The organism is Actinophytocola sp. (genome assembly GCF_036378875.1).
Lineage (GTDB): Bacteria > Actinomycetota > Actinomycetes > Mycobacteriales > Pseudonocardiaceae > Actinophytocola.
On record NZ_DASUVO010000050.1, the window covers coordinates 1 to 3,387 of the forward strand.

A 3,387-nucleotide genomic window follows, 5' to 3' on the forward strand; every position below is an offset into this window, starting at 1 on the left:
CGCCATCGACGCCGACACCCGCCTGGTCATCGCCACCGGCGACCCGCAACCGGGTAACCGCAACGACTGCACGGTCTACCGCACTTCCGGCATCAAAGACCAGATCGACGATCGGCCGGTCATGACCGACGGCGGCTACCAAGGCAACCCAGACGTGATCATGCCCTACCGCAAACACCGTGACGGCAGCGATCTTCCTGAGTGGAAGGAAGAACTCAATTCCGTCCACCGCACAGTCCGCGCCAGAGTCGAGCACACCCTGGCCCGCATGAAGTGCTGGAAGATACTGCGGGACTACCGCCGCGCCGCCAGCACACTTGGCGACGCGGTGTCCGGAATCGCCCACCTCCACAACATCACACTCACCACCTGACCGAACACCATCTGGCCCCAACCAGAAGAACAGTTACGTGACAGCCCTTAACAATCACACGGTGGTAGGTCCTGCGCAGCAGTCACTGACACCATCCCGCATGCTGGGGCGGACTCCGAGAACGATTCCGACGCCCGCCCCAGTCCTCCCGGACATGCGGCCCCGAGGCCCCATGTCCGACTGTCAGCAGGCAGCGTCTGGAGATCGCGACCCCGCGCGGTTCTCGGACCTGCCTGCTGACGTGCGTGATGCCGGCTGGCGGAGGGCTTGCCTGCCGGAGTTGGGTGTCAGGTGCGGGCCTCCCAGGTGAGTGTGACGGGAGGTGTTGAGCCGCCTTGTGCGCTGCTCGGGGTGCTGGCCGACAGGGTCCAGGTGATCCGGAAGGACGTCGTCACGGTCGTCGTGGTGCCGGCCAAGGCCCAGGGACCGAGGCCGTTGTCGTAGTTCGTGCGGGTGCTGGTCAGGGCGGCGAGGGTTCCGTTGTACACGGCTGCGCCCGCCGGGGTGAAGTTCGTGCAGTCGCCGTAGGTGCCACCGGTTCCCCGTTCGAGCACGATGGTGATATAGGTGCTGACGTCGTTGACGGGGACGGTGCCGATAGCAGTGTAGAGCTTGACCGATGTCGCGGCCGGGCTGGTCGAGCTGATCTGGATGCAGTGGGTGCCGGTTGCGCCCGGTGTCGCGTTGGTGACCGAGAACAACGGACCGGTGCTGTCATCGGTCAAGTTCAGGCATGCGGCACGGCACGGGCCAGGCTTTCGTGGTTCATACCACCCTCCTCGGCGCCCGGCGTCGGCGACGGTGTCAGTCGCCGAAGGTTTTGGGGACCGGTCCTGAAACCGAGGCGTGGGAGCACAGTGACCCCGTTCAGCGCGGGAGGTTCGCGGCGGCCGCCTCCGCGAGGCGGGCCGCAGGGCCGCAGTACTCCTCGCCAGGCCGTTCGCCCTGCACCGTCAGCATCATCACGTCGACGTTCCGGCGCGGGGTCCGGTCCACCGGCTGGTAGACCACCCTGACGGTGCAACTGGTGCTGATGCCGCCGGCCGAGTCCAGGCTGATTCGGGCCTCGTGGCCGCCGTTGAGTGGCAGATACTGGCCCTTGACCGGGGCGTCCGCGACGTGCTGGTCATAGCGGAGATGGACCAGCGTCCCGTTCACCGGGCTGTGCCACTTGCACTCCCAGCCGCCGAAGCCGAGCACGCCGGAGCCGGCGTCGATTCCGGGCACCTCGGCCAAGGAGTCGGCGTCCAGCAGCGGGCAGGCGGCGATGTGGGCCAGCGAGTCGGGAGGGAACGGGGCGCGTCGGGGAAGCAGACCGCCGCGGAGCCTCGTCTTCACGGTTTCCAGCGCAACGTCGGAGATGTCGCACAGGTTGAGGTTGCCCGGGGGACTGGGCATCTGCACGGTCAACCGGACGGCGTACTTGCCGTCCACCGGCATCGTGCGATCGCAGTTCTCGTGGTCGCTGGGCTCGTTCACGACCTCGAACGGGTCGGCGTCCACGACGCGCTGCCGCCGGTTAACCAGTTGGACCTCGACGTCCGCGTTCTCGACACTGCCGACGTTGATCATCACGTCGCAGCGGTTGAAGTTGCCGTACGCGCTGTCCAGCTCCGTCGAACCGAACCGCCTGAGCGCCTGGCGGTCCAGCAGCGCGCACGGGTCGGCCGTCCGCTCGGCGCCGATGATGTTCCCCGCGGGCGGCGCGGCCATGGGCTCCGGTTCGGGCGGCGGGTCCTCCGACACGAGGACCACGCCGGCCACCGCTGCGACAGCCACCAGCGTCACCGCGCCGGCAACACTCTGGTACCGCGAACGACGCCAGAACGGCGTGCGGACCGCCGCTGCTCGCCCCCCGGAATGCGGCGGCTCCCACTCGCCGACGATGTCCATGAGCCGCTGCCGGACCTGGTCCGCAGTCGGGCGCCTTTCCGGACGTGTGGCCAGCATGTCCGACAACAACTCGGCGAGCGGTCCCGCCTGCCGCATCGGGATGATCTCGCCCCGGCGCGCGCGGGCGAGCACCTCGTCCAGCTCGCCGGAGCCGAACGGCGGGGTGCCCTCCACCGCGGCGAAGAGCGTCGCGCCGAGGGAGAACACGTCCGAGGCCGCGGTCGCCGGGCGGCCGTCGGCGACTTCCGGCGCCGAATACGCGGGGGTGCCGCTGAACCTGCCGTCGTGAGTGATAGTCACCTCCCGCCACAGCGAGATGCCGAAGTCGGTCAGCTTCGCGAAGTCGTTCTCGCCGACCAGGATGTTCCCCGGCTTGACGTCCCGGTGGACGATGTTCTTGGCGTGCACGGCACTCAACGCCGCCGCGATCTGCACACCGATCCGCGCGACCCGGGCTGGGGGGAGTATCCCCGTGTCCGCCAGCACCCTGTCCAGACCGGTAGCCGGTGCGTACTCCATCACCAGCCAGCAGTCGTCGCCATCCACGGTGTCGTAGACCGAGACCGCGTTCGGATGGTCCACCTGAGCCGCAGTCTCAGCCTCGCGGCGGAACCGGAGCCGGTCGGCATGGCTGGCCATCATGTGTGGCCGCTTGAGCGCGACGGTACGTTTCAGCTTGCTGTCGAAGGCAGTCCAGACGACCCCGCAGCCTCCGGAACCGCAGTTGTCCTCGAGGCGGTACCGCCCATCGACGACATCCCCAGTGCGCACTCCACGCACTATAACGACTGCGGAACGTGTCACTACCGCGCGGCATTTACGACATTCGGAGTTCGCCCTTGACGTGGCAGATCAAGTCCTTGACCTTGTACGGGCGCAGGCCAGGGCAGGTGCGCACGCTGGAGTTCCGGCTCAATGATCTCAACATCATCACGGGCGACTCTCGCACGGGCAAGACCTCGATCTGGACGATCATCGACAGTCCTGCGCCGTGCCCAACCGCTTCGCCGGGTCGATCAGACTGATCAACGCCGCGACCTCACCGTGCCGGACGGTGAGCACGTCGTACGGCGGATCCCCCACCCCCCGAGCATCCGGCGTGGTCTCCACATCCGACGGCA

General features: G+C 67.8%; 3 protein-coding genes. 1 reads left to right on the forward strand and 2 read right to left on the reverse strand.

Annotation, left to right across the window (positions count from 1 at the left end):
* Positions 1-373: transposase family protein (locus tag VF106_RS14905; protein ID WP_330840286.1), on the forward strand; the 373-nt coding region annotated here is incomplete at its 5' end.
* 287 nt (positions 374-660) lie between these two features.
* Here VF106_RS14905 and VF106_RS14910 read toward each other — a convergent pair.
* Together VF106_RS14910 and VF106_RS14915 are read right to left on the reverse strand one after the other, a co-directional pair.
* Positions 661-1,098: a hypothetical protein gene (locus VF106_RS14910; protein ID WP_330840287.1), complete on the reverse strand. Its 438-nt coding sequence runs from the start codon at positions 1,096-1,098 to the stop codon at positions 661-663.
* Positions 1,099-1,240: 142 nt separating this feature from the next.
* Positions 1,241-3,037 carry a serine/threonine-protein kinase gene (locus VF106_RS14915; RefSeq protein WP_330840288.1) on the reverse strand — a complete coding sequence of 599 codons (1,797 nt, stop codon included), beginning with the start codon at positions 3,035-3,037 and terminating at the stop codon, positions 1,241-1,243.
* Positions 3,038-3,387 lie beyond the last annotated feature (350 nt).